General features: G+C 66.1%; 23 protein-coding genes. 6 read left to right on the plus strand and 17 right to left on the minus strand.

What is annotated here, in order from left to right; genetic code table 11:
- Positions 1 to 28: 28 nt before the first annotated feature.
- Positions 29 to 574, minus strand: a complete 546-nt coding sequence (locus tag JOF47_RS10695) for a hypothetical protein (protein ID WP_209997571.1) — start codon at positions 572 to 574, stop codon at positions 29 to 31.
- Positions 575 to 723: 149 nt separating this feature from the next.
- Between JOF47_RS10695 and JOF47_RS10700 the strand changes: the two genes are divergently transcribed.
- Positions 724 to 1,458, plus strand: a complete 735-nt coding sequence (locus JOF47_RS10700) for a LysM peptidoglycan-binding domain-containing protein (RefSeq protein ID WP_209997589.1) — start codon at positions 724 to 726, stop codon at positions 1,456 to 1,458.
- Positions 1,459 to 1,496: 38 nt separating this feature from the next.
- A complete protein-coding gene (locus JOF47_RS10705; protein ID WP_209997591.1) occupies positions 1,497 to 2,150 on the plus strand; it encodes an Rv3235 family protein in 654 nt (217 codons plus the stop codon).
- Here the strand turns inward: JOF47_RS10705 and secA are convergent.
- The 8 genes from secA to mtrA all read right to left on the minus strand — a co-directional run bounded on the left by secA (position 2,147) and on the right by mtrA (position 12,239).
- Positions 2,147 to 4,870: a preprotein translocase subunit SecA gene (gene secA, locus JOF47_RS10710; RefSeq protein WP_209997593.1), complete on the minus strand. Its 2,724-nt coding sequence runs from the start codon at positions 4,868 to 4,870 to the stop codon at positions 2,147 to 2,149. The two genes, JOF47_RS10705 and secA, sit on opposite strands and share 4 nt — an antisense overlap.
- Before the next feature lie 64 nt (positions 4,871 to 4,934).
- Complete coding sequence (locus tag JOF47_RS10715; protein ID WP_209997596.1) at positions 4,935 to 6,167, minus strand: winged helix-turn-helix domain-containing protein; 1,233 nt, start codon at positions 6,165 to 6,167, stop codon at positions 4,935 to 4,937.
- A 25-nt stretch (positions 6,168 to 6,192) separates the two neighbouring features.
- Entirely contained in the window at positions 6,193 to 6,891 is a 699-nt protein-coding gene (gene hpf / locus JOF47_RS10720) for a ribosome hibernation-promoting factor, HPF/YfiA family (protein WP_209997598.1), read from the minus strand.
- Between the two features lie 168 nt (positions 6,892 to 7,059).
- Positions 7,060 to 7,242: a phosphoribosyltransferase gene (locus tag JOF47_RS10725; RefSeq protein ID WP_209997600.1), complete on the minus strand. Its 183-nt coding sequence runs from the start codon at positions 7,240 to 7,242 to the stop codon at positions 7,060 to 7,062.
- 83 nt (positions 7,243 to 7,325) lie between these two features.
- Positions 7,326 to 7,934 (minus strand): hypothetical protein, encoded by a 609-nt coding sequence (locus JOF47_RS10730; RefSeq protein ID WP_209997602.1) that lies wholly within the window; start codon positions 7,932 to 7,934, stop codon positions 7,326 to 7,328.
- A 96-nt stretch (positions 7,935 to 8,030) separates the two neighbouring features.
- Positions 8,031 to 9,740: an LpqB family beta-propeller domain-containing protein gene (locus JOF47_RS10735; RefSeq protein ID WP_209997604.1), complete on the minus strand. Its 1,710-nt coding sequence runs from the start codon at positions 9,738 to 9,740 to the stop codon at positions 8,031 to 8,033.
- Positions 9,733 to 11,478 (minus strand): MtrAB system histidine kinase MtrB, encoded by a 1,746-nt coding sequence (mtrB, locus tag JOF47_RS10740; protein ID WP_209997606.1) that lies wholly within the window; start codon positions 11,476 to 11,478, stop codon positions 9,733 to 9,735. The genes JOF47_RS10735 and mtrB overlap by 8 nt, the downstream gene beginning before the upstream one ends.
- An 83-nt stretch (positions 11,479 to 11,561) precedes the next feature.
- Complete coding sequence (mtrA, locus tag JOF47_RS10745; protein WP_209997608.1) at positions 11,562 to 12,239, minus strand: MtrAB system response regulator MtrA; 678 nt, start codon at positions 12,237 to 12,239, stop codon at positions 11,562 to 11,564.
- A 177-nt stretch (positions 12,240 to 12,416) separates the two neighbouring features.
- Between mtrA and JOF47_RS10750 the strand changes: the two genes are divergently transcribed.
- Positions 12,417 to 13,628: a glycerophosphoryl diester phosphodiesterase membrane domain-containing protein gene (locus JOF47_RS10750; RefSeq protein WP_209997610.1), complete on the plus strand. Its 1,212-nt coding sequence runs from the start codon at positions 12,417 to 12,419 to the stop codon at positions 13,626 to 13,628.
- Positions 13,629 to 13,718: 90 nt separating this feature from the next.
- On the opposite strand, the gene JOF47_RS10755 is transcribed toward JOF47_RS10750, so the two are convergent.
- From JOF47_RS10755 to JOF47_RS10780, 6 genes are all read right to left on the minus strand, one after another.
- Positions 13,719 to 14,786 carry a uroporphyrinogen decarboxylase/cobalamine-independent methonine synthase family protein gene (locus JOF47_RS10755; RefSeq protein ID WP_209997628.1) on the minus strand — a complete coding sequence of 356 codons (1,068 nt, stop codon included), beginning with the start codon at positions 14,784 to 14,786 and terminating at the stop codon, positions 13,719 to 13,721.
- A 15-nt stretch (positions 14,787 to 14,801) separates the two neighbouring features.
- Positions 14,802 to 15,194 carry a chorismate mutase gene (locus JOF47_RS10760; RefSeq protein ID WP_209997630.1) on the minus strand — a complete coding sequence of 131 codons (393 nt, stop codon included), beginning with the start codon at positions 15,192 to 15,194 and terminating at the stop codon, positions 14,802 to 14,804.
- A gap of 177 nt (positions 15,195 to 15,371) precedes the next feature.
- Positions 15,372 to 17,054, minus strand: coding sequence for a dipeptide ABC transporter ATP-binding protein (locus JOF47_RS10765; RefSeq protein WP_209997631.1), 1,683 nt, complete (start codon positions 17,052 to 17,054; stop codon positions 15,372 to 15,374).
- Positions 17,051 to 18,055, minus strand: coding sequence for an ABC transporter permease (locus tag JOF47_RS10770; protein ID WP_209997634.1), 1,005 nt, complete (start codon positions 18,053 to 18,055; stop codon positions 17,051 to 17,053). Before JOF47_RS10770 ends, JOF47_RS10765 begins: the two co-directional genes overlap by 4 nt.
- A gap of 3 nt (positions 18,056 to 18,058) precedes the next feature.
- Positions 18,059 to 19,144: an ABC transporter permease gene (locus tag JOF47_RS10775; protein ID WP_210001564.1), complete on the minus strand. Its 1,086-nt coding sequence runs from the start codon at positions 19,142 to 19,144 to the stop codon at positions 18,059 to 18,061.
- Between the two features lie 138 nt (positions 19,145 to 19,282).
- Positions 19,283 to 20,920 (minus strand): ABC transporter substrate-binding protein, encoded by a 1,638-nt coding sequence (locus tag JOF47_RS10780; protein WP_209997636.1) that lies wholly within the window; start codon positions 20,918 to 20,920, stop codon positions 19,283 to 19,285.
- A gap of 214 nt (positions 20,921 to 21,134) precedes the next feature.
- On the opposite strand from JOF47_RS10780, the gene JOF47_RS10785 reads away from it, so the two are divergent.
- The 3 genes from JOF47_RS10785 to JOF47_RS10795 all read left to right on the plus strand — a co-directional run bounded on the left by JOF47_RS10785 (position 21,135) and on the right by JOF47_RS10795 (position 23,352).
- A complete protein-coding gene (locus tag JOF47_RS10785; RefSeq protein WP_209997637.1) occupies positions 21,135 to 21,500 on the plus strand; it encodes a hypothetical protein in 366 nt (121 codons plus the stop codon).
- Positions 21,501 to 22,210: 710 nt separating this feature from the next.
- Positions 22,211 to 22,630 carry a DoxX family protein gene (locus JOF47_RS10790; RefSeq protein WP_209997639.1) on the plus strand — a complete coding sequence of 140 codons (420 nt, stop codon included), beginning with the start codon at positions 22,211 to 22,213 and terminating at the stop codon, positions 22,628 to 22,630.
- A gap of 224 nt (positions 22,631 to 22,854) precedes the next feature.
- Positions 22,855 to 23,352, plus strand: a complete 498-nt coding sequence (locus tag JOF47_RS10795; protein ID WP_245356342.1) for a hypothetical protein — start codon at positions 22,855 to 22,857, stop codon at positions 23,350 to 23,352.
- Between the two features lie 110 nt (positions 23,353 to 23,462).
- Here the strand turns inward: JOF47_RS10795 and mnmA are convergent, their stop codons facing one another.
- Together mnmA and JOF47_RS10805 are read right to left on the minus strand one after the other, a co-directional pair.
- Positions 23,463 to 24,599, minus strand: coding sequence for a tRNA 2-thiouridine(34) synthase MnmA (gene mnmA / locus JOF47_RS10800; RefSeq protein WP_209997641.1), 1,137 nt, complete (start codon positions 24,597 to 24,599; stop codon positions 23,463 to 23,465).
- Positions 24,596 to 25,831 carry a cysteine desulfurase family protein gene (locus JOF47_RS10805; RefSeq protein ID WP_377737740.1) on the minus strand — a complete coding sequence of 412 codons (1,236 nt, stop codon included), beginning with the start codon at positions 25,829 to 25,831 and terminating at the stop codon, positions 24,596 to 24,598. The genes mnmA and JOF47_RS10805 overlap by 4 nt, the downstream gene beginning before the upstream one ends.
- Between the last annotated feature and the right edge of the window lie 88 nt (positions 25,832 to 25,919).

The following is a 25,919-nucleotide window of genomic DNA, read 5'->3' on the forward strand; positions in this document are numbered from 1 at the left end:
AAAGCCCCCGTCAGCAAAATGTTGGTTTTCAGTTTTCCCTGCGCACCCAAGCCACGACGGGAATCGGCACCAGGCTGGATCCCTGGAGCACCGACGCCCTGCGGTATTCATCGCGCTCATGGCGGGCGATCTCCAAGAAGTCCCGGCCCGCCTGGTCGAGCGTTCCGGTGGCCAGCAGCGAGCCGTCAATGCCACCGACGGTGATCCGCGCGCGGTCCCGCACCAGCATGCGCAAGGCCTGGCCGAGTCCGATGCGGGGCTCGCGGGCGTCCTGTCGCTGCCCAAGGGTCCGTTGCGTCCAGCCGGCCAGCGCGTGGACCGGGATCAGTTCCTCGACCTCTCCGCGTCGCAACATGAACCAGTCCTTGCCAAGCGCCGCCAGCCGCCCGTGCAGCCGTTCGCCGCCCAGCAGCTGCACCTCCACGTGCGCGTTGATTTGGGGCGACAGGCGCTGGATCAACTCCTCACGGGCGCGTTCGACACGCACCGCTTCCTGCACTTCGCTGGTCTTTTCGCGTGCCGACTCGGCTTCCAGCTGCGCCTCCAGGTCCTCAAAAAGCGATTCCCATCTCATGGGCACACCCTAGGTCCGGAATTCGATCCCCGGAACCCCTAGCGCCTCACCCGGCGAAGTGCCATCATATTCAAACACAGGACATCAAACAGTCTCAAACGACATCAAATCAGGTTAAGATGCGCAAACAAGTCATAAAAGATCTGCTCATGCTGGCGGCGACGGCCTGCCTGCCGCTGGCCATGCTGCTCGGCAGCCACCTCATTTCCCGGCGCCTGGACCTGGGCGCAATCGGTGACGCGGAACTCACGCCGCGTTCCCTCGAGCAACTCACCGGGATGGCCCTGGGATGGCTCGCTGCGGCGATCATGCTCTGGCTGCTGCTCGGCATGCTGTTGGCCCTGCTGGCCACGCTGAGCATCAGGTCCGGCCACCGCCGCCTCGGCGCGAAAATCGCGCGTCTGGTCCCGGGGTTCATGGCCAGGCTCTGCGTGGCGGCCATCGGCGGCTCCCTCCTCCTGGCCACGTCGGCGAACGCCGCAGCCCCGCACGCACAGATGGCCCAGCAACTCGCCGGACAGACCGCCGACCCCGAAGCGACGACAGCCGCGGAGCCGCGCGGGGAGATCGGGGACGGGGCGGGCGCCGCGGCAGCAGAGCCCACGGTGCTCTCCCCCGGCTGGCTTCCGCAACGGATTTCCCTGCCGCTGCAGCGCACGCTCGGCGGCGGCACGCGCCCGTCGCAGGAAGTCGTCGTCCGACCCGGCGACACCCTTTGGTCGATCGCCGCCCGGCACTTGGCCCCCGAGTCGACGGCCGGAGACATCGCCGAATCCTGGCCGCAGTGGTACGCGGCCAACCGCGAACTCATCGGCCCGAACCCCGACAGCCTCGACGTCGGCATGGTCCTCACCGAACCGAACACCCGCAGCACCCGTCCATAGGTCCACCACCCGCACCACGTCCCCACCAGGAGCACGCCATGAGCATCACCACGATCGAACCGGCCACCCGCAACACCCCTGCGGTCCTGCTGCACGAGGGCGTGTGGACCGAATCGGGCCAGGCGCCGGCCCCGCGCACCACCGGCAGGCGCTTTCCGCAGGCCCTGCGGGGCACTGCGGCGCCGCGCAGGCAGCGGTGCGCCGTCGGCCCGGCGGCCGTCCCGGAGGAGACCGCACCGGAAACCGCCTCCCCACGGCATGCGGAGGCCCCCGACGCGGAGTCCGACCCGGTGCCGGCGGAGGTCCGGCCGCTCATCGAGAAGATCTTCCCCAAGGCCGGGTCCATGGCGAACATCGAGGAGTCGGTGGCCACCGTCGTGCATGCCGTGGCCCCCGCGGTGCTGGAGGTGCTGGCCGGGGCACGTCCGGCGCGCCAACTCATCAACGCCCTGAACCCCGAGTGCATGGGCAAGCTCGAGCACCACCTGCGGATCGGGCAGCAGCAGCAACCGGACCCAGGCGTGTGCTGCTACAGCAACCCGAGGGTGCTGCGCATCCGCATTTCCGAGGTCCTCCCCCTGGTTTTCGAGGCGGCAGTGGTCCTGCTGGACCTAGAAAAAGTCCGTGCCACCGCCCTGAGAATAGAGCGGTGGCACGGACGGTGGCAGGTTACTGCGCTGGAAATCGGCTAGCTGCGCTTGCCCTTTTTCTTCTTGTTGTTGCCCTCGGACTTCGGCGCGGCCGCACCCGGGGTGCGCTCGATGTGCGTCGAGGCCTCGCCGGTCTCCTCCGGCGCGGTGTAGCGCAGCGTGGAGGGCCGAGCCGGGGCGTCGAGACCGGGCGTGTTCAGCACCGGCTCGCTGGTCATCGAACGTGCATCCGTGACACCGGGCAGCGACACCTCGGGGGCCTGGCGGGTCTCGACCTCGATGTTGAAGAGCATGCCGATGCTCTCCTCGCGGATGGATTCCATCATGGTCTGGAACAGGATGAAGCCCTCGCGCTGGTACTCGACCAACGGGTCGCGCTGGGCCATGGCACGCAGGCCGATGCCTTCCTTGAGGTAGTCCATCTCGTAGAGGTGTTCCTGCCACTTGCGGCCGATGACCGAGAGCACCACGCGGCGCTCCAGTTCGCGCATGTTTTCCTCGCCGACCGACTGCTCACGCGCCTGGTACTGCAGGCGGGCGTCGGAAAGGATCTCGCGTTCAAGGAACTCCGGGGTCAGCGAGCTGCGGTGTCCGGCCTCGGCAATGACCTCGTCTAGGGTGATGGAGATCGGGTAGAGCTGCTTCAGGTTGGTCCACAGCTGCTTCAGGTCCCAGTCGTCGGCGTGCCCCTCGGCGGTGGCCTCTGTGACCATGGCCTTGACCACGTCCTCCAGGAAGTGCGCAACCTTCTCGTGGAGGTCGCCGCCTTCCAGGATCCGGCGGCGGTCGCCGTAGATGGCTTCGCGCTGGCGGTTCATCACGTCGTCGTACTTCAGCACGTTCTTGCGCTGTTCGGCGTTGGTGCCCTCCACCTGCGCCTGGGCCGTCTCGATGGCCTTGGAGACGATCTTGGATTCCAGGGCCACGTCGTCCGGCATCGACGGGTTGTTCATGATGCGCTGTGCGGCACCGGCGTTGAAGCGGCGCATGAGTTCATCGGTCATCGACAGGTAGAAGCGGGACTCGCCCGGGTCTCCCTGTCGGCCGGAACGGCCGCGCAGCTGGTTGTCGATGCGGCGCGATTCGTGGCGTTCGGTGCCCAACACGTAGAGGCCGCCCGATTCGGCAACTTCGTTCGCCTCGGTTGCGACCTGCTTCTTCGCCGCGGCAAAGACGTCGTCCCACTCCAACTCGTACTGCTCGGAGTTTTCTTCCGGATCCAGTCCGCGGCGTTCCATCTCCGTCACGGCCAGGAACTCGGCGTTGCCGCCGAGCATGATGTCGGTACCGCGGCCGGCCATGTTCGTGGCCACGGTGACGGAGCCCCTCTTGCCGGCCTGGGCAACGATTGCCGCTTCGCGTGCATGCTGCTTGGCGTTGAGCACCTCGTGGCGGATGCCCTGCTTGGCCAGCAGGCGGGCCAGGTACTCGCTCTTTTCCACGCTGGTGGTGCCCACCAGCACCGGCTGGCCGGTGGCGTGGCGTTCGGCGATGTCCTGGACGACCGCGTCGAACTTGGCAATCTCGTTCTTGTAGATCAGGTCCGGCTGGTCCTTGCGCAACAGCGGCTTGTTCGTCGGGATTTCCACGACGCCGAGCTTGTAGGTCGACATGAACTCGGCGGCCTCGGTCTGGGCCGTGCCCGTCATGCCCGACAGCTTGCCGTAGAGGCGGAAGTAGTTCTGCAGGGTCACAGTCGCCATGGTCTGGTTCTCGGCCTTGATTTCCACCCCTTCCTTCGCCTCGATAGCCTGGTGCATGCCCTCGGAGTAGCGGCGGCCGGCCAGCGAACGGCCGGTGTGCTCGTCGACGATCATCACTTCGCCGTTGATCACGACGTAGTCCTTGTCGTTCTTGAACAGTTCCTTGGCCTTGATGGCGTTGTTCAGGAAGCCGATCAGCGGGGTGTTCGAGGCCTCGTAGAGGTTGTGGATGCCGAGGTAGTCCTCGACCTTTTCGATGCCCGATTCCAGGACACCGATGGTGCGCTTCTTCTCGTCGACCTCGTAGTCGACGTCGATGGCGAGGCGGTTGACCAGCTTGGCGAACTCGGTGTACCAGCGGTTCACGTCGCCGGAAGCCTGCCCGGAAATGATCAGCGGGGTGCGGGCCTCGTCGATGAGGATCGAGTCGACTTCGTCGACGATGGCGTAGTTGTGGCCGCGCTGCACGAGTTCATCGGCGCTCCAGGCCATGTTGTCGCGCAGGTAGTCGAAGCCGAATTCGTTGTTCGTCCCGTAGGTGATGTCGAATTCGTACTGCAGGCGACGCTGCGCGGGATCCTGGTTTGACAGGATGCAACCGCTGGTCAGGCCCAGGAAGCGGTAGACGCGGCCCATGATGTCTGACTGGTACTCGGCGAGGAAGTCGTTGACCGTGACAACGTGGACGCCCTTGCCGCTGAGTGCATTGAGGTAGGCGGGAGCCGTGGCCACCAGGGTCTTGCCTTCACCCGTGCGCATTTCGGCGATGTTGCCCATGTGCAGGGCGGCGCCGCCCATGAGCTGCACGTCGAAGTGGCGCATGCCGAGGGTGCGATCCGCTGCTTCGCGGACGGCGGCAAACGCCTCCGGGAGCAGGTGGTCCAGCGATTCCCCATCGGCGATTCGCGCTCTGAATTTATCTGTCTCGCCGCGCAACTCGGCATCGCTAAGGGCACGGAATTCGCTATCAAGCACGTTGATAGCGTCAGCGTATCCACGCAACTTTTTCAGCGTCTTCTTATCGCCGGTACGCAGGATACGTTCAAGCATTGATGCCACGAGGCAGCTCCCAAATCTCAAGCACAGGAATTCTGGCGTGTTCAGTCTACGTGAGAGATTGCTTTCACTTGTGGTTATCAGCGTATTTGGGCGAGCTTAGCGAAAACTCCAAGGCAGCTGCCAGATTTCCCCGCGGGGAAACCTCTACTGTTTCCAGGCCCAGCCACCCCGCCATCAGGCGCAATTCCTCGGCCAATTCACCGGCGGTTTCGGGCGGGGCATCGGGTTCGGTATAGGCCCCGCGCACGATCAGGGACTTCTGCAGGCGGTCGGCCTTGACGTCGACACGACCCACCAGGCACTCCCCCAACAGGAACGGCAACACATAGTAGCCATAGGTGCGTTTCTCGCTCGGGGTATAGATTTCCAACCTGTAATTGAAATTGAATAGTTTCTGGATGCGTTTGCGATTGAAAACCAGCGAATCAAACGGGCTAAGGAGCGCCCGAGCCGAGGCACGTCGCGGAATGACGGTGCCCGGGAGCATGTAGAAGGTGTCCTTGTGTCCGTGCACGCCGGTTCGAACCAGCATCGACCTCTCGCTCAGGTCTTCCAGTACCGCCGCGCTTTCCCTGACGGGCAACCTGAAATAGTCAGCCAGGCAGTGCGCCGTACCGACCCCGTGGGCCTTTGCGGATGCCAACAACAGGCGTTCCATGGCCTCCCGCGGGTCCACCGGTTCGGATTCGTTTCCGTACCCCGGCAACACCCTGTCCAGTGCCGTATACCTGCGCTCGAATTGTTTGTTGCGCCCCGCGGCGGTGATGATGCCTTCGGCAAAGAGCGCTTCCAAAACCCGTTTGACGGCCGACCAGTTCCAGCCCCACTCCACGGTTTCCTTGCGGTGCTCATGGCCCAATTCCTCGGCGACCTCCCGCGCGGTCAGTGGCGGGGAGCTTTGTAGCAGGCCTTGGATCTCGCTTGAGAGCGAATGGCCCGCGTCGTCAAGAGCGCCGAGGCTTCCCGGCCAGGTGCGGCGTTGCCAAGGCACAAGGTCGGCAAAATGTTCGGACCTGACCAGGGACGCTTCGTGGGCCCAGTATTCGAGGACCTTGCGTGGTTTGCCGACGCAGAGATCGTCAAGCAATGAAGTCTCGTAGGGGCCCAGCCGCGAGAAGAGCGGCAGGTACTGCGCGCGGGTGAGTACGTTGACCGAATCGATTTGGAGCAGTTCCAAACGGTTAAAAGTGCGGCCCACCGCACCAATCGTGACTGGTGCGGTGGGCCGTGCCCGGTGCAGCCCTTGGGCTGCGAGGGCGATACGACGGGCCTGTGACGTCGAGAGAATCGTGGTCATAGGCCCATCGTAGTTGCCTTGTTGTTTAAGCGTTGGCCGGGGCTGCGGCCCGGTAGCGGCGGGTCTCCAAGGTTGCCTCGTCGGTGGCCTCGGGATCCAGGGTGATGATGCCGTAGGCGTACTGACGGCGGTTGTAGACCACCGAGTGTGCACCGGTCGCTTCGTCGATGAAGAGGTAGAACGGGTGGCCGACCATTTCCATCCGGTCCAGGGCGTCGTCGACGCTCATTGACTCGGCAGGGAAGACCTTGCGCCGGATCTCGATCGGGCTGGCGCTGGCCTCGGCCGACTCGGCGGCAAGGCGCAATTCCTCTTCCTGCTGCGCGATGCGGGTTGCCTCATGCAGCGGAATGGAGCTGTCGGCGGGCTGCAGGCCGCTGGTTGCCTGGTGGACGGCCTTCGGCGTCCGGCTGCCGTGGTGGACCTTGCGACGATCCCGTGCCTTGCGCAGCCGCTCGAGCAGCTTTGCGAACGCGGTGTCAAAGGCGGCGAACTTGTCAGCGGCCTTCGCTTCGGCGCGGATTGCCGGGCCTCGGCCCAGGACCGTCAATTCAACGGTCAGGGCGCTGTCGGCGTTACGAGCAGCGTGCGGCTCCTTGGTGACCTTGATGTCCAAGCGCTGGATCTTCGTCGCAAGTTGATCGACCTTGTCGATCTTCTCGTCCACGTACTCGCGGAAGCGATCGGAAACCGTTACGTTTCGTCCGCTGATCGTCATCTCCATGGTGTCCTCCATCATTGCTCAGGTGACACAACAGCGACTGAAAAACCACTCCTTTCAGTCGCTGAAGATGGGTTCGTTTCCCCTATCGGGGTGCCCATACTTCACCCTATGACAGATGCACGGATAATCAAGGATGTTCCGATTATTACTTCATCGCGTTGAGCGTAATCATCGATTTCCGGACGGCGCCGTCGTGCTCGCCAGCACCACGGCGCCGCACACCACCAACCCGTGGCCCGCCAGGCAACGGTGGGCCTCGGCCAAGGTCGCACCCGTGGTCAACACATCGTCGACAAAGAGCACCTGGGCACCCGAGGAATGGATCCTTCTTGCTCCGGGCGTGGCGCGCATCCGCATGGTGTTCCGCACCGACGCCCGGCCCCGGCGGCCCAATCCCTTCTGTGCGGCACCCCAGGAGTTCCCGATCCCGTACCTCAACAGGTGGGCGACCCTCGCGTTTGCCGGCAGCGACCCGGCGGCCGCCACCCGCCGCAGCAGCAGGCCCACTGGCCAGTAGCCCCGCTTGGCACGTGCCTGCCGGCGCGTGCCTGCCGGCGCGTGGGGACCGGCACCAGGATCACGGGCGCCTGCGGGTTTGCCAGTCCCAGGATGCCCGCCCGCAGCGCCGAGGCAAGAACCGGTGCCAGCACCCTGCCCAGGGAAACCATCTGGTGGTTCTTGTAGGCCAGGAGAACCGAGGCAAGCTCATGCTCGTATTTTCCCGCGGCAATGACCGGCAACGCCTGCCCGCTTTGGTTCAGCGGCAAGGCCTCGGCATGCCGCTCAACACGGCCGGGGTGCAGACCGGCCCTGCGCAGGCCCGTGGCGCATGGGCGACACAACGAGGCATCGGGGCGACGGCAGCAGACGCACTGCACCGGAAACAACAGTGCCGCGGTCCCCCGCAGCGCCGACCGGAGAATCCGGGTTTCCCTGGCCGACCACAGCTGGTCCAGAAGCCTCGGCCACCATGGTGTTGCGCCGCTCCTGCCGGTGGCATCCGGGCGTGGCGCCCGCGACGGAATCCGTTCGTTCGATCTCATGAACCCCAGCATGGAACACAGGAGGCCTCGGTGGGTTCCGTGCCGGGCGAGTTGGGGATATCGATCCCCGGAGCGCGGTTTGCGGTGTTCGGCCTGTTATCCGGGGTAGGAGAGGTCGCGCGCGGACTCCTCCATTTTGTGCCACGAATTTCCGACACGCGTGTAGAGCTTGTCCTTGGTTTCGGCAAAGACCGGGCGCCGTTCACCCGGGCCGGCGGAAAGCCCGACCATGCCCAGCAGCGGTTGGAACTTCTCGGGCTTGCCCCCGAGGTTGATCCGCTCCGCCTCCACCCGTTCGTTCGGATCGGATGAGGCGACGATGATGCTGGAATCCGAGTCCCAGACGGCCCTGGTCACGGGGACCGATGGGTAAAGGTGCATCGGAGTGGCGAAGCCACGCGGTGTGCCATCGCTGTCCCGCAGGATGCCGCTGATGCTCACCGTCGACACTCCCGCCTTGGAGGAAACGATCAGCGCACGCGCCCCGTCACGCGAAATGCGGATCGAGGAAATGCTCGAATCATTGAGCCAGTCCGCGGCAATGGGCCTGACCTTGCCGTTGAGCAGGGTGTCCTCCGGAACGGCCAGGATCCTGGTTTTTGCCCCGTGGTCCGCCGTCCAGGTCCAGCCGCTGGTGTCGATGCTCGGGCGCACCAGCGCGGTGCCCCTCGCCACGACCCTGCTGTGCCCCAGGTCGTCGACGGTGAAGAGCCTCGTGAACGTACCGTCCAGGAACGCATAGCGGTTCCCCAGCGGGCTCATGGCAGGGTCGCGCGGGTCGTATTCGGAGATGTCGTCGATGCCGGCGACCCGGTTGATGGCCTTGCCCTTGACGTAGTACAGCGCCTGGTCGACGATACCGATCTGGGTGTCCGGAACGGGCGCATTGACCTGCGCCGGAATGAACTGCGGGTCGGCCGGCCCGAGTTTAACCTCGCGCTGTTCATCCGTCATCACCACGGAGCGGATGCTGCTGAGCCCCTTGAGGGTGAGGTCGAGCTGTTGCTGCATCTGCTGGCGGCTCAGTTCCGTCGCATCGATGAACGTCGCCGAGTTCAGGTCGACGGTGGCCCGCTGGCTTTCGATGGGAACGGCCGAACGCACCAGTGAGCTGCCGCTGGGGAAGGCCGAAACCACGGCGTTTTCCAGGTACCCCGCGGGACCCTTGAGCAACGCCTCGACCATCGCCGCGGCCAGGCCTGTCCGCTTGGGGAACCAGCGCATGTCCGGGACCGCGTAGTGGTAGGTCGCGTCGTAGAAGTAGATCGGCTGGGCCGCAAACAGCCCGTTGAAGGAATCCCTGTCGATCATGGTGCCGTCGGGCAGCTCCGAGATTTTCCACTGGCCGTTGAGCTTCTCGAGGGTCATGTCCACCGCGCGGGTGGAGTGCGGCGGCAGCTCCGTCATCACGCCGTTGGCGTCGATCTGGGCCACCACCTCAAGCTGGATGGTGAACGTGCTGGGCCTGGAGCCCGGGATCACGCTGGGGCGCGCGTCGTAGACCAGGGTCTGGACGGAACCCTTCCACACCCCATTCTGCTTGGGGTTCAGGAATTCGCGGGCGACCTTGTAGTCGTCCTGCGGCGCGATGCCCGCCTCGATGAAACCCTCGATGATCTCCCGCGGGTGCGCATCGACCTTGGGGCCGGGCGGGGAGAAGGTGCTCCCCTGGCCCTCCGCGACGTTTTCGACCTGCAGGGCCTGGACCGGTCCGCTGCGCGGGATCGCGGAACAACCGGAGAGCACCAGCACCAGCCCGAGGAGCAGGGCCAGGGCCCTGCGGATTCCGGAGTGTGGCCTAGGCATCTGGTTCCTGCTTTCCTGTGGGGTTTTCTTCCCCCGCGGGCGGCACGGGATCCGTGCCGGGCTTGGGATCGGACGAGGTCATTGGCTGCAGCGGCTTGAACCCGATGACCGGGATCTCGCCGGTCAGCGGGAAGGTGATCAGCATGTTCCGGTCGATCACCGCGTCCGCGAGCACGATCGGCTCCAGGGGCAGCGGTGAGCCGGTGATGGTCTCCCCCAGCACCCGGGGCAGGGTCATCCGGAAGCAGGAGCCGACGCCGCGTTCGCCCCAGGCCTCGAGCCGCCCGGTGTGCAGCCGGGTGTCTTCCGTGGCGATGGACAGGCCGAGCCCGGAGCCTCCGGTGGTGCGGGCGCGGGCCGGGTCGGCTCGCCAGAACCTGTCGAAGACGCGGGTGCTGGCCTCCGGGCTCATGCCGATGCCGCGGTCGCGCACGGAGAGCGCCACCGCGGACGCGTTGCCCGCGACGGAGATGTCGATGGGGTTTCCCTCGCCGTGTTCGATGGCGTTCATGACAAGGTTGCGCACCACCCGTTCGATGCGCCGCGAATCCATTTCGGCGACGCAGCCGCCGGCCGGGGTCGAGAGGCGCAGCAGCGACCCCATGGCCTCGGCGTGCGGCGTGGCGGCATCGATGACGCGCCGGGCCACCGCCACCAGGTCGGTGGGCTCGGCGTCCAGCACGGCGACGCCGGCGTCGAAGCGGGATACCTCAAGCAGGTCGTTGAGCAGGATCTGGAAGCGTTCGACCTGGTTGTAGAGCAGCTCGGCGCTTCGCTTGTTGATCGGGTCGAAGTCCTCGCGGGCGTCGTGCAGGACCTCCGCGGCCATTCGGACGGTGGTCAGCGGGGTGCGCAGCTCGTGGGAGACGTCGGAGACGAAGCGCTGCTGCATCTGCGAGAGGGTCGCCAGCTGGTTGATCTGGTCCTGCAGGGACTGGGCCATGTGGTTGAAGGAGGTGCCCAGGCGCGCGATCTCGTCCTCGCCCTTGACCTCCATGCGTTCCTGGAGCTCGCCGGCGGCAAGCTTTTCCGACACCTGCGCGGCGTCGGCGACGGGACGCACGACGCCACGGGTGACGTACCAGGTGATGCCGCCGACCACCAGCAGCAGCAGGCCGCCCACCAGGGCCATGGCCCGGTTGATGAAGTCGAGGGTGTTCTGCACGCTGGTGAGGTCGTAGACCAGGTAGAGCCCGTATTCCTTCCCGGGGGGCAGCGTGACCCGGGTCCCGAAGATCAGCCCGGGGCCGGTGCCGGCGCCCTTCTTGACCTCGATCGACTGCCAGTAGATGGCGTTCGATTCGCGGATCTGCGCGGCCAGGGCCTCGGGGACGATGCGCGAGGTCAGGTTGCCGCTGGCCGTGGGGCCGACGTACAGGGTGTCGTCGCCGGGAAGCGGCACCAGCACGAAGTCGCGGGGCACCAGCGCCCCGTCGCCCTCGAGGATCTTCAGCGTGTTTGTCACCAGCGAGTGGGTGCTGGCGCGGTCGGTGGTGGCGGCGGAATCGAAGATCGCCTTGACCTGGTTCAGGCCGCGCACCGACTCGGACTCGACCTGGTGGAAGCGCTCCTGGAAGAGCCCGGCTGCGATCTGGTTGGACAGGAAGCCGCCCGCGGCCAGCAATGCCAGCGCGGTCAGCAGCACCGCGGAGGTGACGGTGCGGAAAAGCAGCGACCGGCTCCAGCGGGAGAGCACCGCCGCCTTGGCATGCTTGGTCGCCTCAAGGGTCCGCCGCATGAACGCCCCGACACCTGACTCGGTGTTTTCCGGTGCGGCTTCCGGGGGCTGTGCGGACGGGGTCTCGCCCGTCGTCTCCTGGCTCAGACCTGACCGGCCTTGTAGCCGACGCCGCGCACGGTCAGCACAACGCCCGGGCGTTCGGGATCGAGCTCGACCTTGGAGCGCAGGCGCTGGACATGGACATTGACCAGCCGGGTGTCCGCGGCGTGGCGGTAGCCCCAGACCTGTTCAAGCAGCTGCTCGCGGGTGAAGACCTGCCACGGCTTGCGGGCCAGCGCAACCAACAGGTCGAATTCGAGCGGGGTCAGCCCGATGGGCGCGCTCGCGCGTGTCACCCGGTGGCCGGCGACATCGATGGTCAGGTCGCCGATCTTCAGGGTTTCCGGGGCGTGCTGCTCGGTGGGGCGCAGCCGGGCACGGACGCGTGCCACCAGCTCCGCCGGCTTGAACGGCTTGGGGACGTAGTCGTCGGCACCGGATTCCAGGCCGCGCACCACGTCCGCGGTGTCCGACTTGGCGGTGAGCATGACGATCGGGACGTCGTCCTCGGCGCGGATGAGCTTGCAGACCTCGATGCCGTCGAGTCCCGGAAGCATCAGGTCCAGCAGCACCAGGTCGGGCTTGACCTCGCGGAAAATGCCCAGGGCCTTGGCGCCGTCGTAGCAGAACACAGCCTCGAAGCCGTCGTTCTGCAATACGATGCCGATCATTTCGGCCAGCGCCTCGTCGTCGTCGACAACCAGGATGCGTGCCTTCATAATCTGCCCTTCCGTAGCGCTGCATGGGACCGATGTATGCCGGAACCCAGATATGAACAAGACTACATGAGGCCGGCGCACAAATCGGCTGTTAAACGGCCACCAGCCAATGCCCCTTTGTTCCGTCCCACCACATACGCTGTAATGGACACCCCGAACGGGCGCGGGAGGGGTGCGGTGACCATCCACACAACGCAGCAAGGACACAAGGTCGACTCGATGCCGCAGGACCCCACAGCTTCCCCCGATGAGCCCGGAGGCCGGCAGCCCGGCTGGGGGCCGCCTCCCCCGAGCTGGGGATCAACCCCGCCGCCGAACCCCGAACAGTCCCCCTACCCGGGCCCCGGCCTTCCGCCTCCCGGCTCCTGGTATCCGCAATTCCCGCGTCCGGCAAAGCCCGGCGTGGTCGAGTTGCGCCCGCTCGCGCTGTCCGACCTGCTCGACGGCACCTTTGCCGTGTTCCGCCGCTCCCCGATGCCGACGCTTGTCAACGCCGCGGTGGTCCAGCTGGCCATGGGCGTCCTGGGGCTGGTGTTCCTGGGCTGGCTGTTTGAACCGGCCATGGGCCTCGAGGATGCGTTGCTCAGCGTGTCCGTGGACGCCGGCGACCTCGGGGAGCTGGAGGGCACGTTCAACGAGGCCTTCCCCTACCCGTGGTACCTGTATGCGGCGGCGGTGCTCCTGGTGCTGCTGGCCCAGCTATTCGCCTACGCACTGGTGGCGGGGCCGGCAACGGCAGCCGCGATGCGCGCGACGCTGGACCGCCCCACCTCCTGGCGCCAGGGCTACGGACTCGCCCGGCCGGCCATCCCGAAACTGGTGGGCGTCGAGTTGCTGCTCTTCCTGGTCGGACTGGTCCCGGTGTTGCTGCTGGCGGTGCTGGGTGTCCTGCTCTTTTCCGCCTGGGGAATCGGGGCACTGGCACCGATGCTGCTGCTTGGTTTTGCCGCGGCCCTCGCGCTGCTCTGGGCGGGCGTGCGGCTGACCCTTGTCCCGGTGCTGCTGGTCTCCCAATCGCTGACCATCCGCGGCGCGCTGGCCAGGTCGTGGCGCCTGACCCGTGGATCGTGGTGGCGCATCTTCGGTATCGTGCTGGTGGTTGCCCTGGTGGTCTCGGTGCTCGGCGGCATCGTCGCCTCGATCCCGGGCGTTGTCGCATCCATCCCCGGAAGCACCGGCAACGCGTGGCTCCTGCTGGCGCTCACGGTCGTCGTCAACGTGCTGGTCACCGCGGTGAGCACGCTAATCATGCAGGTGCTGCTCACGCTGCTGCAGGTGGACCTTCGCATCCGCCACGAGCGGCTGGACCAGGCGCTGCTCGGCGAGCTCAACGACCCCGCGGCCCACGCCATCCCGGGCCACGACGCCGCGGACCGGTCCCTGGCCTGATCGGCCCGGTAGATCCAAACACGCCAAAAGGAAGGTCCCGGGCGCAATTGCCCGGGACCTTCCTTTTTGCGTTCGCTGCGCTGCCTTCGCCTAGGCGTCGACGCGGACCTGGTTCAGCGCGTCGGCGTACGCGGAAAGGCGCGACAGCACGGCGGTTGCCTGTTCCGGCCCGACGCCGTCCAGCCCCTCCGTGGGGGTCAGCACCAGGGCATCGAGCAGGGCGTCGGAAAGGCCCAATTGGTTCCAGGGGCGGCGGATGTTTGCCACGGCCTCCACGACGCCCGGGGAAGTCCCGTCCGGGGTCAGGCAGCCCAGCCAGAGCCTTCGCCCGGCTTCCACGGCCCCGGCCAGCAGTTCCCAGCCGGGCACCGTCAGGTCGGCGGCGTTGACGCCCAGCCCGTCGACGCCCGCGTCGATCGCCGTCGAGGCCACCCGGTTCCAGGTCTCCGGTTCGCCGCCGCTGCCCAGGATCACCTGGTGCGCGCCGGCGTCCTTGAGCGCCTCGGTGAGCTCGGTCCACCAGGAGCGGACCTCGGCCACGGGCACCGAACGCAGGGTGCGGTAGCCGCTGGCGGTGGGCAGGGTGCCGTTGAGCACCGCGCCCGCGTCGGGTTCGTCGACGTAGACGGTGATGAGTTCGCGGCCCGTGCCCCGGGCGACCTCGCGCAGGTGGCGGGCCGCCCCGAGGGCCAGGGACTGGGCCAGGTCGCGGCGCGCCCCGAAGTCGCTGAGCGCGCGCTCGCCCTGGTGCAGGTACAGGTTCGCCGAAAGCGTCGCGGGGCCCGGCAGCTGGATCTTCAGTTCGTGGCCAGCCGATTCCTCGGCGCCAATGACGTCGCCGAGCACGTTCAGGTCCGCGCGCAGGGCCGAGGCCGCGCGCTTGGCGTCGATGCCCGGGGCCTGCGAGAGCCGCCACCCGTGCGGCTGCAGGTCGATGCTCAGTTCCTCAAGGAACATCGCGCCGCGGCCGATGGCGTCGGAGCCCACCCCGCGGTCCGGAAGCTGGTGCAGGTGCGGCAGGTTGGGCTCGCCGAGTTCGCCGCGGATGATGTGCTGGCTTTCGAGCGGGTCGATGCCGGGCATCGGGCCGTGCCCGCTGGCCTGAACCTGCCGGGAAACCGCCCCGGTGTTCTCGGCCTGCATGTTGGAGGAGTTCATCTGCAAGACCCGGATCTAGTTTTCGTTCTCGGCGTGCGAGGCGGAGATCGTCTGGTGGTGCCGGATGACCTCGGAAATGATGAAGTTCATGAACTTCTCGGCGAACTCCGGGTCAAGGTGCGCTTCCTGGGCGAGCCGGCGCAGGCGTTCGATCTGAGCCTTTTCGCGTCCCGGGTCACTGGCCGGCAGCTGGTGCACGGCCTTGAGGTGCCCCACGCGCTGGGTGGCCTTGAAGCGTTCGGCCAGCAGGTACACCAGCTGGGCGTCGAAGTTGTCGATGCTTCCGCGGATCGAAAGAAGTTCGTCCATGACCTCGTCGCGAACCGTCCCGGAAAGGGAGCTGGTCTTCGGGTCGTAGTCGCCCTGCCGGTCGGTGTCCGCGGCCTGCGGGTTGATCTGTGAGCTCATGGTTCCCAGTCTATGGTTCGCGCCGGGTGTGCACCCAACCGTGACGCGCCCGGCCGGCCCGTCGGGACCGGAAACAGGGCCGGAATCGGGTGCTGGAATGGGCCGGAAGCCGGAACGGGATGCGCCAGCGCCAACCAACGCATCCCGTTCCGCACTGCTCCGTTGCGTGCGGCCCGCCTAGACCGCCTTCAGGAACGCGATCCGGCGCGTTTCCTGTTCGACGGGGTCCGGCACCGGCAGCGAGGCGATCAGGCGCCGGGTGTAGGGGTGCTCCGGGCTGCCCATGACACGGGACCCGATGCCTTCCTCCACCAGCTTGCCGCGGTACAGCACGCCCACCCAGGTGGAAAGCATGTCCACCACGGCCAGGTCGTGGGAGATGAACAGGGCCGCGAAGCCCAGTTCCTGCTGCAGCTCCTTGAACAGCTCAAGCACCTTGGCCTGCACCGAAACATCGAGCGCGCTGGTCGGCTCGTCGGCGATCAGCAGCTTGGGGTCAAGCGCCAGCGCCCGGGCCAGCGAGGCACGCTGGCGCTGCCCGCCGGAGAGCTCGTGCGGGAACCGGTCGGCGAAGGACCGGGGCAGCTGCACGGCCTCAAGCAGCTCGTCGACGCGCTTGCGGGCGTCCGCGGCCGAGATCTTCCGGTGCACCAGCAGCGGTTCGGCGACGCACTGGCCGATGCTCAGCTGTGGGTTGAAGCTGGCCGCGGGGTCCTGGAACACAAACCCGATGTCCTGGCGCAGCTTCTTGAAGTTCTTCTCCTTGAAGCCGAGCATCTCGTGCCCCATCACCTTCAGCGATCCGCCGCTGACCCGGTTCAGCCCGGCGATGGCCCGGCCGATCGTGGTCTTGCCGGAACCGGACTCGCCCACCAGGCCGTAGACCTCGCCGGCGCAGATCCGCAGCGACACGTCGTCCACGGCGGTGAAGGCCGGGGTGCCCATGCGGCCAGGGTAGGTGATGTTCAGGTTGGTGGCCTGCACCAGCACCTCTTTCTCCTGCCCGGCGCGTTCGGTCATTCCGGCCGATGCCGAGTGGCGGCCCAGATGCGGGACGGCCCCCAGCAACGCCTTGGTGTAGTCCTCGCGCGGGTTGGCAAAGAGTTCCAGCGCCGGCGCCGTTTCCACGACCTTGCCCTGGTACATCACCACCACGCGGTCGGCCAAGTCCGCGACGACGCCCATGTTGTGGGTGATCAGCACGATGCCCGTGTTGAACTCGTCGCGCACCTCGCGCAGCAGCTCGAGGATCTCGGCCTGCACCGTGACGTCCAGCGCGGTGGTCGGCTCGTCGGCGACGATCAGCGCCGGGTTCAGCGCGAGTGCCGCGGCGATGATGACACGCTGCTTCTGGCCTCCGGAGAACTGGTGCGGGTAGTAGTTGACCCGCTTTTCGGGTTCCGGGATGCCGACCTTGCGCAGCACCTCGATGGCGCGGGCCTTGGCCTCCTTCTTGCCGACCTTGCCGTGGGCGCGGATGCCCTCGGCGATCTGCCAGCCCACGGTGTACACGGGGTTCAGCGCGGTGGAGGGCTCCTGGAACACCATGGCCACGTCGTTGCCGCGCACCGCGCGAAGCTCGCTGCCGCTGAGCGTCAGCATGTTGTTGCCGCGCAGCACCACAGCCCCGTGGGCCGTGGCGGTTTCGGCCAGGAGACCCAGCACGGTGCGTGCCGTGACGGACTTGCCGGAGCCGGATTCGCCGACGACGGCAACCACCTCGCCGGCCGCGACCTGGAAGCTGACGCCCTGCACCGCGGCGACGTCGCCTGCGTCGGTGGCGAAGTCGACCTCGAGTTCCTCGATGCTCAGCACCGTTCCGTCGGCCCGGGCAATGCTTGGGGTGCGGTTCTCGCTCATGCTAGGTCCTTTCCGCCGGCACGCTTGGTCTCGGTCTCGGTCTTGGTCCTGGCCTTGGTCTTGCGGCGCCTGCGCAACCGCGGGTCCGCCAGGTCGTTCATTGATTCGCCCACGAGGGTCAGGCCCAGCACCGTGAGCACGATGGCCGCGCCGGGGTAGACACCGGTCCACCAGATGCCGCTGGTGGCATCGGAGAGCGCGCGGTTGAGATCGAAGCCCCATTCGGCGGCCTTGGTCGGTTCGATGCCGAAGCCCAGGAAGCCGAGGCCCGCAAGGGTCAGCAGCGCCTCGGAGGCGTTAAGCGTGAAGATCAGCGGCAGCGTGCGGGTTGCATTGCGGTAGACGTGCCTGAACATGATGCGCCAGCTGGAGGCGCCGACGACCTTTGCCGATTCGACAAAGGGTTCGGCCTTCAGGCGCACGGTCTCGGCACGGATCACCCGGAAGTACTGCGGGATGAACACCACGGTGATGGAGATCGCCGCGGCGAAAATGCCCTGCCACAGGCCCGATTGCCCGTGGGCAATGACGATCGACATGACGATGGCCAGCAGCAGCGACGGGAAGGCGTAGATGGCGTCGGCCAGCACGACCAGCACGCGGTCCAACCAGCCGCCGATGTAGCCGGAGACCAGGCCCAGGAACACGCCGGCAAAGATGGAGAAGACCACGGCGACGACGATGACCAGCGCGGCCGTCTGCGCTCCCCAGAGGGTGCGGGAGTACACGTCGTAGCCGCCGACGGTGGTGCCCCAGATGAAGGGCCCGCCCGGCGGCGCCTGCGTCGGGAAGTCGCCCTGGGCGTCGGAGATCTGCGCGAACCCGAAGGGGGCGATCCAAGGCGCCAGCAGGGCGGTGAGCAGGAAGGCCCCGGTGAGGACCAGGCCCGCAACAAGCATGCCGCGCTGCAGGCCGGCGCTCATGCGCAGGTGGGAGACGATCGGCAGTCGGGAGAACAGCGGGCGCTTGCGCGGACGCAGTGGTGCAATGGTGGTGCTCATTGGCTAGAACCTCACTCGCGGGTCGATGAGCGCGGCGATGATGTCCACGATGAAGTTGGTGAATGCCACGATGACCGCCAGCAGCACCACGATGCCCTGCACGGCGACGAAGTCGCGTGCGGTGAGGTACTGGGCCAGCTGGAAGCCCAGGCCCTTCCACTCGAAGGTGGACTCGGTGAGCACGGCGCCGCCGAGCAGCAGCGCGATCTGCAGGCCCATCACGGTGATGATGGGGATCAGCGCCGGACGGTAGGCGTGCTTGGTGAGCAGCCGGTACTCGGAGACGCCGCGCGAGCGGCCGGCCTCCACGTAGTCGCGGCCCAGTGTGCCGATGACGTTGGTGCGCACCAGGCGCAGGAACACGCCGGCGGTGAGCAGGCCCAGGGCGACGGCCGGGAGCACCGCGTGCCGCGTCACGTCAAGGGCCGCGTCCATGTTGCCGGAGCGCAGGGCATCGAGCAGGTAGATGCCCGTCGGGTTCTGCAGGGAGGTCAGCTGCAATTCCGCGTTGACCCCGGCGCGTCCGGCGATCGGCAGCCAGCCCAGCCAGACCCCGAAGGCCAGCTTGAGCAGCAGGCCGGCGAAGAAGACCGGGGTGGCGTAGCAAAGGATCGCGAAGACGCGCAGCACCGCATCGGGCCAGTGGTCGCGCAGCCTGGCCGCAAGCAGGCCAAAGGGGATGCCGACCAGCAGCGCGATGACCAGCGCGTTGAACGCCAGTTCCAGCGTCGCCGCGCCATAGGTGGCAAGCACCTCGGTGACGGCGCGGTTGTCGGAGATGGTGCGTCCGAAGTTGCCGGTAAAGACCTGGCCAAGGTACTCAAAGTACTGCACGATCACCGGGCGGTCGTAGCCGGCCGCGTGGATGCGTTCGGCCAGCTGGTCGGGGGTGAGCCGCCCGCCCAGGGCCGCGGTGATCGGGTCGCCCGTGACGCGCATCAGGAAGAAGACGAGGGTCACGAGGATGAAGATGGTGGGGAAAATCAGCAGGAAGCGGGTGACGAGGTAACGTGCAAAGCTGCCTCCCGCTTTCGGTGCCGCGGTGCCCACCGACGGGGGTGCCGCCGGTGCATCGGCGAGGTCGTTCATGATTGCCATTGACAATGCGTCCTAGCTTGAAAGGTTTACATGTCCGCGGCGCATGACGCGGGAACCTTGGCTCCTCCCCCGCAACGGGGAAGGAGCCAAGGCGGTAGCACCCGCGGTGTTGCGCTACGGGGTTGTTGGTTACTTGGCGAGTACACCCAAGCGGAACTTGAACGAGGCGTCCAAGGTCTTCTCGACGCCCGTGACGTCGGCACCTGCAACGGCAACCTGCGCGCCCTGAAGCAGCGGCAGGGTGGAGAGGTCGCCGGCGACCTTGGTCTGGATCTGTTCGATCAGGGCCGTGCGCTTTGCCGGATCGGTTTCCACGCGCTGTTCGTTGATCAGCTTGCCAACCTCGGGGTTGTCGTAGCCGTTGCCCAGGAAGTTGTCCTTGGCGAAGAACGGGGTCAGGTAGTTGTCCGCATCCGAGTAGTCGGGGAACCAGCCGAGCTGGTACGCCGGGTAGTCGGTGACGCGCGACTTCTGGTAGGTGACCCATTCGGTGGACTGCAGGTCGACCTTGAACAGGCCGCCGGTTTCCAGCTGTGCCTTCACCTTGGCGTACTCGTCACCCGAGCTCGGGCCGTAGTGGTCCGGGTTGTACTGCAGCTTCAGGTCGATCGGGGTGGTCACGCCCGCGGCTTCGAGCACGGCCTTGGCCTTGTCGAGCGACGGGCCGCCGTCCTGGCCGTAGAGCTCCTTCAACGGCTCAATGGCACCGGTGAAGCCCTGCGGCACGTAGGAGTAGACCGGCAGGTAGGTGCCCTTGTAGACGTCGTTGGCAATCGCTTCGCGGTCGACGAGGTTTGCCGCGGCCTGGCGCACCGCCAGCGACTTCGCCGGGTCCGCGTCGGAGGTCTTGGCGCCGAACGGCATGATGTCGAAGTTGAAGACGATGTAGCGCAATTCGCCGCCCGGACCCTTGTGGATCTTGACCTTGGATTCCTTGCTCAGGGAGTCGACGTCGGTCGGCGAGAGCGAACGCCACGCGACGTCGATGTTGCCCTGCTGCACGTCGAGCTTCAGGTTGTTCGAGTCCGCGTAGTACTTGATGTTGGCGGCGGTGTTTGCCGGTGCGCCAAGCATGCCCTTGTAGCCGTCGTAGGCCTTGAAGGAAACCAGCGAGTTCTTGGCGTAGCTTTCGATGGTGTACTGGCCGGCAAAGGCCTTGCCGGCGACGATGTCCTCGTCGGACACAATCTTGTCGGCTGGGAAGACCTCGTCATCGACAATCGGGCCGACGGGGCTGGTCAGGACCTGCGGCCAGGTCTGGTCGTTGCCGCTCTTGAGCTTGAAGACCACGGTGGTGGCATCCGGAGTCGAGACGCTTTCCAGGTTGCCCAGCAACGAGGAAGGGCCGCTCGGGTCGGCGATCTTCACCTGACGGTCGAAGGTGTTCTTGACGTCCTTGGAGTCGAGAACGTGGCCGTTGGCCCACTTCAGGTCGGCCTTCAGCTTGACCGTGTATTCGGTGGGGCTGGTAAACTCGGCCGATTCGGCAATGTCGTTCTTCGGGTCTGCCGAGCCCGGCATCGAGTTGAGCAAGAACGGGTAGATCTGGTTCATGACCATGAACGAGCCGTTGTCGTAGGAGCCTGCGGGGTCCAGCAACGTCACCTTGTCGGTGGTTCCCAGGGTGATCGGGGCAGTGGCCGCGCCCGTCGTTCCGCCGCCCGTGGCATTCGGGGTCGTAGCCGGACCTGTACATGCGGTGAGCGCCAGCGCGGAAATGCCAACTACGGCCGCCGCTACACGCAAACCGTTGATCTTTCGGGTCATGAGCAATCCTTATCTTGTGCGAGTGCATTAACTGTGGGCTAAACCACATCTGCTACAGCCTAAGTGATCATCGTCACGAAATGTCAACAAAACTTGGCGCGCCCCACAATGAATCTGAAACGTGATCTTCACGAACGGGATGCACATGACCCAAACATGACGGCGCTCACCAAGCACACCCGACAACACCGGTTGTGGCCTAGGCTTGAAGGCGATGATGACACGTAGAGACGCAGCGATTGCCCTGGATATCCCCATGGAGATGGCCAAGCGACATAACATTCCCGCCCGCTTGAGCGAGGCGCAATTCGCCGAGCTCAATGCCAATCCCCCGGCCTGGCTGATCCAGTCACGCGCCAACCGCCAAGGCAAGCGCCCGGTATGGGTGCAGCTGACCTGCGCCGTGTGCGGCTTCAGCGAGGCCGAACGGCCCAAGAAGTGGTGGCCGGAATTCGACTTCGTGCACTGCGCCGAACACGGCCCCGCGCAATTGCCGTCCCTTGAAGCAGGCAAGACCCGCCTGGAGTACCCGGACATCTCCACCCACATGTACGGCATCGTGGACGAGGCAAAGGCCTAGCCGCACAGCCAAGAACCACAAAGTCCCGTTTTCCTTCCGCCTGGTGCGGCGGGAAGACGGGGCTTTTTGCGTGTCGGCCGGGCAACGGGAAGGATCCTCGCCGACCGGCCCTGCGCTCCGGCGGTTGGTCGGTGGGATCGGCTAGTACGAAAATGTCTGGAGCATGGCTTACGTGCGGGGTCCGGAGGGGATCATTGTGTCCCTGGCCGAAAGGATCGGTTGACGCCGACGGCCTGCTTCCTCCATCCGTCGACTACGCGGACTCCGGAAAACCTCAGTTGCCATAGCTGATTCACGACAGGCGGGTCACGGTCTCGAATCGAGCGTTGGAGTGGACCGAAACGGCAACCTCAAGCTTGAGCGCTGACTGTCCCGCATTGGCGCATTCTAAAGGGACGACTGCGTTGTTGCATTCAAAGTCCACCATTGGTGGGCACAAGGGAAGGAAAACATTCGTCTCGAACGAGGCATGACCTACTCGGCTCGGAGCCTGCGGCCGGGTCCGCGGTCGTGCATTGGCCTGAATCGGTCCGGCAACTGCACGACCTAACGTGTGCCCGCTCCGGGCACGTGCCCAACGACGACTCTGGATGTGTCCGCTTAAACGTGGGGTTGGGGGAGAAACGATTGTGGAACCAGGAGTCTGGCGCTAGGTTGAAATATGCTACGGCCAAGTGGCCGGGTTCGGATCCCTCCAAGGCAGGTACATAATGGCTCAGCTTGGAATGCTTCTTCTGCGCGTTGTGGTTGGTTTGATTTTTGCCATGCATGGCTGGCAAAAATTCAATGAGTTCACTATTGCCGGCACCCAGGCTTCGTTCCAGGAGATGGGCGTGCCGATGGCAGACCTTGCTGCCCCCGGGGTAGCGACCCTGGAGCTGATTGGTGGGATCGCCATGGTTCTTGGGGTGCTGACGCGCATTTTCGCCGCCCTGCTCATATGTGACATGCTCGGTGCGATGTTCATCGTGCATCTCAGCAACGGCTTTTTCGTGGCCAAGAACGGCCTTGAATTTGTCCTGCTGCTTGCCGCGGCATGCCTGCTGTTTGTCCTTGCCGGGGCCGGCCGGTATTCCGTGGACCACGCACTGTTCGGCAGTAGGAGCTCAAAATTGAGCAAGCTAGCCTGAACCCCCGGCTACCGAGGTGCCCAACCCCGGTTGGCGGCTCGCCAAGAGAAGTGCGGCCACGCCACCACGACGCAGAGCAACACCTCATGCGGGCCACAGCCTTGTCCTCGAGGTTCACGATGTGGAAACGGACGTCTGGATCCACTCGGGATGCCTACCACTGAAGAGTCGGCACAGAAAATCCCGGCTACCGGCCTCCCAAGCAGAAAAGCTAGGCTGTCGGGATGGTTATTGACTCAACTGCCATACGCTCGCCCGCAGTGAGGGTGGGTCTCATGGGTTTCCTGGTGGTTGCCGGCTATGCGGTCTTCGGTGCGGTCCACGTACTGGTGTGGAATCCATTGGCGGCGGTGCCAAGTGCCACCTTGGCCCAAATCCATGCCGAAATGGACTGGGCAAACGAGTCATTGGCCACTCCCTTGGTCATGACGTGGACAGTCATGGGAATTCTCTTGGCCGCAGGTGTGCTGGCAGCGTCGCTCACGCGAAAAATTTCGGCGGCCAGAGCCACTACGCTGAACCTTCTATTGATCGTGTTGGGTGCACCTTCCCTGATGTTTGCTTCCTTCCCCGCAGGCATGGGCATCGCCGATACTTTCGGCATATCCGGCGGGGACTACGCGCCCTGGGGAGGTCTTCTGTATGTCACCAGCGCCGTGGCATTGGTGCTCCTGGCCATCCAGATGGTCCGCAGGCGCCCGAAACCGGCGCAGGCCGGCTAGTTCCTCCGCTGTTCCGTAGCAGCTCCAAGAACGTTGGCGCCACAAACGAGAAGGGCCTCCGTGTGAATGAATCCATTCACACGGAGGCCCTTCTCGTTCGGTACGGGCGCTTAGGACACCAGGCTCGAGTCCCATGCGGCGGAACGTGCCGAGTCGATGGTCGCCTGGCCCAGCACGCGGGTGCCCTGGTAGACGACCATGGTCTGGCCCGGGGCCACCCCGCGCATCGGCTCGACCAGGGTGGCGACCAGGATGGAGCTTCCGTCTTCGAGGGTCTGCACCTGGGCGCGGGCGTCGACAGGGTCGCCGTGCGCGCGTACCTGGACCATGCAGTCGAATTCGGTTCCGGACTCGGCATCGGCGATCGGCAACCCGGCCCAGGAAATCCTGATGCCGCGCAGCTCGTCCACTGCCAGCAGCGCCTCGGGGCCGACGATGACCTTGTTTTCCTTCGGACGGATTTCCAGCACGAAGCGCGGCTTGCCGTCGGCGGCGGGAACCCCGAGCTTCAGGCCCTTGCGCTGTCCGACAGTGAAGGCGTGCGCGCCCTCGTGCTGGCCCAGGGCCTTGCCCTCGTGGTCGACGATCTCGCCCTGGGTCATGTCGATGCGCTCGGCCAGCCAACCGCGGGTGTCCCCGTCGGGGATGAAGCAGATGTCGTGGCTGTCCGGCTTGTTGGCCACCGAGAGCCCGCGGGCCTCGGCCTCGGCGCGGACTTCCGCCTTCGAGGGGGTGTCGGCCAGCGGGAAGATGCAGTGCTCGAGCTGCTCGCGGGTCAGCACGCCCAGCACGTAGGACTGGTCCTTGGCCCAGTCGGCGGCGCGGTGCAGCTCCGGGTTGCCTTCTTCGTCGCGGATCACCTTGGCGTAGTGCCCGGTGCAGACCGCGTCGAAGCCCAGGGCGATCGCCTTTTCCAGCAGGGCCGCGAACTTGATGCGTTCGTTGCAGCGCATGCAGGGGTTCGGGGTGCGGCCGGCCTCGTACTCGGAGATGAAGTCGTCGACCACGTCCTCCTTGAAGCGCTCGGAGAAGTCCCACACGTAGTACGGGATGCCGAGCTTGTCGCAGGCGCGCCAGGCGTCGTTGGAGTCCTCGACGGTGCAGCAGCCGCGGCTTCCGGTGCGCAGGGTGCCGGGCATGCGGGACAGGGCCAGGTGCACGCCGACGACCTCGTGGCCGGCCTCGACTGCCCGCGCCGCCGCAACGGCCGAGTCGACCCCGCCGCTCATTGCTGCCAAAACCTTCATCGTGTAAACCCTGTCCCTGCTGTTTGGATGCTGCTGACTTGTGCGGCCATGCCGGCCTTTTTTGCGCGCGCGTAGGCCTCGGGCAACGCGGCCACCAAGGTTTCAACGTCGGCGGCGCTCGATGTATGCCCGAGCGTGAAGCGCTGGGCTCCGCGGGCGGTTTCCTCGTCCCGGCCCATGGCCAGCAACACGTGGGAGGGACGCGGCACGCCCGCGGTGCAGGCCGATCCCGTGGATGAGTGCACCCCGAGCATGTCCAGCACGAAGAGCAGCGAGTCGCCCTCGCAGCCCGGGAAGGTGAAGTGCGCGTTGCCCGGAAGCCGGGTGCCGGCGTGGGCCGGGTCCTCGGTGCCGTTGATGACGGCCTCCGGGACCAGCTCGCGCACCCCGGCCACCAGGGCGTCGCGCAGCGTGGCAAGGCGCTCGTTTTCCCGGGCCAGGTCCTTGGCCGCCTCGGTGGCCGCCGCCGCGAAGCCGGCGGCCGCGGCCGCGTTCAGGGTTCCGGAGCGCAGTGCGCGCTCGTGCCCGCCGCCGTGCTGGACCGGGGTGAGCACCACGTTGCGGCGCACGAAGAGGGCGCCGATGCCCACCGGTCCGCCGATCTTGTGCCCGCTCACGGCCATGGTCGCCAGGCCCGAATCCGCGAAGGAGATGGGCACTGCGGTGAAGGCCTGGACCGCGTCGGAGTGCACGGGGATGCCGTGGGGCTCGGCGAGCGCAACGACCTTGTCGATGGGCTGGATGCTGCCGACCTCGTTGTTCGCCCACATGAGGGTGAGCAGTGCGATCGAGTCGGGGTCTTTGGCGATTTCCGCCTCGAGCACCGCCAAGTCGACGACCCCGTCGCTGTCCACGGGCAGCCAGGTGACTTCGGCCCCCTCGTGCGCCTGCAGCCATTCGACGGTGTCGAGCACCGCGTGGTGTTCGATCACGGAGCAGAGGATGCGCTTGCGTACCGGGTTGGCGTCGCGCCGGTTCCAGTACAGGCCCTTGATCGCGAGGTTGTCCGACTCGGTGCCGCCGGAGGTGAAGATGACCTCCGAGGCGTGCGCCCCGGCCGCGGCGGCGAGTTGTTCGCGTGATTCCTCCATGACGCGGTGGGCGCGGCGCCCGGCCCCGTGCAGCGAGGAGGGGTTGCCGGTTTGCGCCAGCTCACGGGTCATGGCAGCCAGGGCGGCCGGTGACATGGGAGTGGTGGCGGCATGGTCAAGGTAAACGGGGGTGGTGCGCACCGCTCAATTCTACCGTCACGGTGCGCGGGCCACGCAGAGGTGTTGCTCACAAGCCCCTTGCCGGACCGGCCCCCCACCTTCCCCGATC

It is taken from the genome of Paeniglutamicibacter kerguelensis (genome assembly GCF_017876535.1).
GTDB classification, from domain to species: Bacteria; Actinomycetota; Actinomycetes; order Actinomycetales; family Micrococcaceae; genus Paeniglutamicibacter; species Paeniglutamicibacter kerguelensis.